Raw genomic sequence first — 5,484 nt, 5'->3', positions numbered from 1 at the left:
TTCCTGGCCGACCGGCTCGGCAAGCCGCTGCTGGTGGAAGGCCCGGCCGGTGTCGGCAAGACCGAATTGGCCCGTGCCGTCGCTCAGGCCACCGGATCCGGCCTGGTACGGCTGCAGTGCTACGAGGGCGTCGACGAGGCGCGCGCGCTGTACGAGTGGAACCACGCCAAGCAGATCCTTCGTATTCAGGCCGGTTCCGGCGACTGGGACCAGACCAAGGACGACGTGTTCAGCGAGGAATTTCTGCTGCAACGTCCGCTGCTGACCGCCATCCGGCGCACCGACCCGACGGTCCTGCTGATCGATGAGACCGACAAGGCCGACATCGAAATCGAAGGCCTGCTCTTGGAGGTGCTTTCCGACTTCGCGGTGACCGTCCCCGAACTGGGCACGCTCACCGCCGAGCGGGCGCCGTTCGTGCTGCTGACCTCCAACGCCACCCGCGAACTGTCCGAGGCGCTCAAGCGCCGGTGCCTGTTCCTGCACATCGACTTTCCCAGCCCGGAGCTGGAACGGCGGATTCTGCTGTCCCGCGTTCCCGAACTTCCCGCCCACCTCGCCGAGGAGCTGGTCCGTATCATCGGGGTCCTGCGCGGCATGCAACTCAAGAAGGTGCCGTCCATCGCCGAGACCATCGACTGGGGTCGCACGGTGCTCGCGCTGGGCCTGGACACCATCGACGATTCGGTCGTCGCCGCCACGCTCGGCGTGGTCCTCAAGCATCAGTCCGACCAGCAGCGCGCCACCGGCGAGCTCCGGCTGAACTAGGAAGACGTCGATGGCCCCCCGCCGTATCCGCCCCGCTCGTCCGCTCGCTCCGCACGGGTTGCCCGGCCATCTGGTCGGATTCGTGGAAGCGCTTCGCGGAGCCGGGATTTCGGTGGGGCCATCGGAGACGGTGGACGCCGGTCGGGTGATGGCCACGCTCGGCCTTGGCGATCGTGAGGTGCTGCGCGAGGGCATCGCCTGTGCGGTGCTGCGCCGCCCCGACCACCGCGAAACCTACGACGCGATGTTCGACCTGTGGTTCCCCGCGGCGCTGGGTGCGCGCGCGGTGGTGCTTCAGGATGAGGCCGACGGGACAGCGGACGAGGACGCGTTGCCGCCCGACGATGTCGAGGCGATGCGCCAGATGCTGCTGGACCTGCTGAACGAAAACCCGGACCTCGCCGACATGGACGAGCGCATGGTCGCGATGATCGCCCGGATCGTCGAGGCCTACGGCAAATACAATTCCAGCCGCGGACCGTCCTTCTCGTCGTATCAGGCGCTCAAGGCGATGGCTCTCGACGAGTTGGAGGGCAAGCTGTTAGCGGGGCTGCTCGCCCCCTACGGCGACGAGCCGACGCCCACCCAGGAGCAGATCGCCAAAGCGCTTGCCGCACAGCGGATCACCCAGATACGCAAGATGGTCGACGCCGAAACGAAACGGCGCACCGCCGAGCAGCTGGGCCGCGACCACGTCCAGATGTACGGTATCCCACAGCTTTCCGAGAACGTCGAATTCCTGCGCGCTTCGGGCGAGCAGTTGCGCCAGATGCGCCGGGTGGTGGCCCCGCTGGCCCGAACCCTGGCGACCCGGCTGGCCGCACGCCGGCGCCGCGCCCGCGCCGGGTCGATCGACTTGCGCAAGACGCTGCGCAAGTCGATGTCGACGGGCGGGGTTCCGATCGATGTGGTGCTGGCCAAACCCCGTCCGGCACGGCCGGAGCTGGTGGTGCTGTGCGACGTGTCCGGCTCGGTCGCCGGGTTCAGCCACTTCACGTTGCTGTTGGTTCACGCTCTGCGTCAACAGTTTTCGCGTGTCCGGGTGTTCGCCTTCATTGACACGACCGACGAGGTGACCCACATGTTCTCCCCCGATGCCGATCTGGCCGTGGCCATCCAGCGGATCACCCGGGAAGCCGGCGTCTACAGCCGCGACGGCCATTCCGACTACGGCAACGCGTTCGCGTCGTTCGAGCAGGCGTTTCCCAACGTGCTCTCGCCGCGCAGCTCGCTGCTGATCCTCGGCGACGGGCGCACCAACTACCGCAATCCGGAAACCGAGCTGTTGTCCCATATGGTGACCGCGAGTCGGCACGCGCATTGGCTCAACCCCGAGCCCAAGCATCTGTGGGGCAGCGGTGACTCGGCGGTGCCGCGTTATCAAGAGGTCATCGCGATGCACGAATGCCGGTCGGCCAAGCAACTGGCCGCGGTGATCGATCAGCTGCTGCCGGTCTAGGGGGCTCGCGGCGTCCGTCGGGCTGACGAATCGGCGCTGATCGCGCGCTCAAGTAAGCTGGCACATCGTGCAAAAGCGGCTTCGCAGGCTGGGAGTAATGGGTGGGACGTTTGATCCCATCCATTACGGTCACCTGGTTGCCGCCAGCGAGGTCGCCGACCTGTTCGACCTCGACCAAGTCGTCTTCGTGCCCAGCGGCCAGCCGTGGCAGAAGGAGCGCAGCGTCTCCGCCGCCGAGGACCGGTATCTAATGACGGTGATCGCCACCGCGCCCAATCCCCGCTTCTCGGTGAGCCGGGTCGACATCGACCGGGAGGGTCCCACTTACACCAGGGACACGCTGCGCGACCTGCACACGCAGAACCCGGACTCCGAGCTGTACTTCATCACCGGCGCCGACGCCCTGGCTTCCATACTGTCGTGGCAAGGCTTTGAGGAGGTCTTCGATTTGGCCCGCTTTATCGGGGTCAGCCGGCCCGGCTACGAGTTGCGCCGCGAGCACATCACCGGCGTGCTGGGCGACCTGCCCGACGACGCGCTGACGCTCGTCGAGATCCCGGCCCTGGCGATTTCGTCGACCGATTGCCGGCACCGCGCTGCGCACAAGCGGCCGCTCTGGTACCTGATGCCCGACGGCGTCGTGCAGTACGTCTCCAAGCGCCGGCTGTATCGCGGGGAGGGCGCATGACCGCGACTCAGGAAGCGATCGATATGGCGACCGTGGCCGCGGGTGCGGCGGCCGCCAAGCTGGCCGACGATGTCGTAGTGATCGACGTCTCGGGCCAGCTGGTGATCACGGACTGCTTCGTCATCGCCTCGGCGTCCAACGAGCGGCAGGTCAACGCCATCGTCGACGAGGTCGAGGAGAAAATGCGCGGGGCGGGCTACAAGCCGGCGCGTCGAGAGGGCACCCGGGAGGGTCGCTGGACGCTGCTGGACTACCGCGACATCGTCGTGCACATCCAGCATCAGGACGAGCGCAATTTCTATGCCCTGGACAAGTTGTGGAGCGACTGCCCGGTGGTGCCGGTGGAGTTGGCCGACGAGCCCGACGACTCGGCGGGCACGCGATGAGGATTCGTCGGCTGATCATGTTGCGGCACGGGCAAACCGAGTTCAATGCCGGCAGCCGGATGCAAGGGCAGCTGGACTCCGAACTCAGCGAGCTCGGGCGGGCACAGGCGGTGGCCGCCGCCGAGGTGCTCGGCAAGCTGCAGCCGTTGCTGATCGCGTCGTCGGATCTGCACCGCGCCTACGACACGGCTACCAAGCTGGGGGAGCGCACTGCTCTGCCGATCCGGGTGGATCAGCGGTTGCGCGAAACGCATCTCGGCGACTGGCAGGGACTGACCCACACCGAGGTCGATGCGCAGGCGCCCGGCGCCCGGCTGGCCTGGCGCGAGGACGCCACCTGGGCACCGCACGGCGGCGAAAGCAGGGTGGACGTCGCCGCCCGTAGCGTGCCGCTGGTTGCCGAACTGGTGTCCGGCGAGCCGGAATGGGGCGATCCCGACGGGCCGGATCGCCCGGTGGTGCTGGTGGCCCACGGGGGTCTGATCGCCGCATTGTCCGCTGCGCTGCTGAAGCTTCCGGTGGAGAACTGGCCGATCCTCGGTGGCATGGGCAATGCGAGCTGGGTGCAGCTGTCCGGCTACTCCGACGATCCCGCAGACGAATTCGACAGCATCCGCTGGCGTCTGGACGTCTGGAACGCTTCGGCGCAGGTCTCCAACGATGTCCTCTGAGCAGCGGGCACGGCCCATCCTGTTGGTCTTCGCCGACTCGCTGGCCTACTACGGCCCCACCGGGGGCCTACCCGCCGACGACCCCCGGATCTGGCCGAATATTGTTGCCTCGCAACTGGGTTGGGATCTGGAGTTGATCGGCCGCATCGGCTGGACCTGCCGCGACATCTGGTGGGCGGCGACGCAGGACCCGCGGGCATGGGCTGCGCTGCCCCGGGCCGGCGCCGTCGTCTTCGCGACCGGCGGCATGGACTCGCTGCCGTCGGTGCTGCCGACTGCGGTGCGCGAGTTGATCCGATATGTCCGGCCGCCCTGGTTGCGCCGCTGGGTCCGCGACGGCTACGGCTGGCTGCAGCCCAGGCTCTCGCCGGTGGCCAGGCCGGCGTTGCCTCCCCGCCTGAGTGCGGAGTATCTCGAACAGACCCGCGGCGCAATCGATTTCAATCGGCCCGGGATCCCGGTGGTGGCGTCGTTGCCGTCGGTGCACATCGCGGAGACGTACGGCAAGGCCCACCACGGTCGGCCCGGGACGGTGGCGGCGATCACCGAATGGGCGCACAGCCATGATGTTCCGCTGGTGGACCTCAAAGCCGCTGTGGCCGAACAAATTATGAGTGGTCGCGGGAACCCCGACGGCATCCACTGGAATTTCGAAGCGCATCAAGCGGTCGCCGAGTTGATGCTGAAGGCGCTCGCCGAGGCCGGCGTGCCAGACGAGCGGCGCTCGTGACTGTCGTAGTGGTGACCGACGCGTCGGCGCGCTTGCCCGCCGATCTGCTCGAAAAGTGGTCGATCCGCGTGGTTCCGCTGCACATCCTGCTCGACGGCGCCGACCTGCGCGACGGTGTGGACGAGATCCCCGACGACATTCACAAGCTGCACGCCACGACCGCGGCGGCGACGCCGGCCGAACTTGCCGACACCTACCAGCAGGCACTGGCCGACAGCGACGGGGACGGCGTTGTGGCAGTGCACATTTCGTCCGCGCTGTCGGGCACCTGCGGTGCTGCCGAGCGGACCGCGGCCGACCTGGACCCCGGCGTGCGGGTTGTCGACTCGAAGTCGACCGCGATGGGCACCGGTTTTGTGGCGCTGGCCGCCGCCCGGGCCGCGGCCGAGGGCGGCGACGTGGACGCCGTGGCCGCCGCGGCGAATGCGGCTGTGCCGCGCACCCAGGCGTTCATGGTGGTGCAGCGGCTGGACAACCTGCGGCGCAGCGGACGGATCGGCGGGGCGAAGGCCTGGCTGGGCACCGCACTGGCGCTCAAGCCGCTGCTGCGCATCGATGACGGCAAACTCGTTCTGGCCCAACGGGTGCGCACCGTCAGCCACGCGACCGAGACGATGATCGACCGGGTCTGCGCGGCCGTCGGCGACGGCCACGCCGCCTTGGCCGTGCACCACGTCGCCAACCCGGACGGCGCCGACGAGGTGGCCGCGACGCTGGCGCGACGGTTACCGGCGTGCGAACCCGCGATCGTCACCGGGTTGGGCCCGGTGCTGGCGTTGCAC

General features: G+C 68.3%; 7 protein-coding genes. All 7 read left to right on the top strand.

Going from position 1 to position 5,484, the window contains the following annotated elements:
- Window positions 1–768, top strand: a 768-nt coding sequence (locus JOZ00_RS23900; protein WP_293349075.1) for a MoxR family ATPase, incomplete at its 5' end; no start/stop codon positions are given.
- Between the two features lie 10 nt (window positions 769–778).
- A complete protein-coding gene (locus JOZ00_RS23895; protein WP_293349072.1) occupies window positions 779–2,227 on the top strand; it encodes a VWA domain-containing protein in 1,449 nt (482 codons plus the stop codon).
- A 97-nt stretch (window positions 2,228–2,324) separates the two neighbouring features.
- Window positions 2,325–2,915 (top strand): nicotinate-nucleotide adenylyltransferase, encoded by a 591-nt coding sequence (nadD, locus tag JOZ00_RS23890; protein WP_293349069.1) that lies wholly within the window; start codon window positions 2,325–2,327, stop codon window positions 2,913–2,915.
- Window positions 2,912–3,301, top strand: coding sequence for a ribosome silencing factor (gene rsfS / locus JOZ00_RS23885; RefSeq protein WP_293349066.1), 390 nt, complete (start codon window positions 2,912–2,914; stop codon window positions 3,299–3,301). Before nadD ends, rsfS begins: the two co-directional genes overlap by 4 nt.
- On the top strand, window positions 3,298–3,972 hold the full coding sequence (gpgP, locus tag JOZ00_RS23880; RefSeq protein WP_293349063.1) for a glucosyl-3-phosphoglycerate phosphatase: 675 nt from the start codon (window positions 3,298–3,300) through the stop codon (window positions 3,970–3,972). Before rsfS ends, gpgP begins: the two co-directional genes overlap by 4 nt.
- Window positions 3,962–4,702 carry a diglucosylglycerate octanoyltransferase gene (gene octT / locus JOZ00_RS23875; protein WP_293349060.1) on the top strand — a complete coding sequence of 247 codons (741 nt, stop codon included), beginning with the start codon at window positions 3,962–3,964 and terminating at the stop codon, window positions 4,700–4,702. The genes gpgP and octT overlap by 11 nt, the downstream gene beginning before the upstream one ends.
- A partial coding sequence (locus JOZ00_RS23870) for a DegV family protein (RefSeq protein ID WP_293349057.1) occupies window positions 4,699–5,484 on the top strand: 786 nt, incomplete at its 3' end. The genes octT and JOZ00_RS23870, both read left to right, overlap by 4 nt.

It is taken from the genome of Mycobacterium sp., from assembly GCF_019243155.1.
GTDB lineage: Bacteria > Actinomycetota > Actinomycetes > Mycobacteriales > Mycobacteriaceae > Mycobacterium.
Note: the sequence above shows the minus strand (reverse complement) of the source record. Positions and strands in the feature narration are given on the sequence as shown.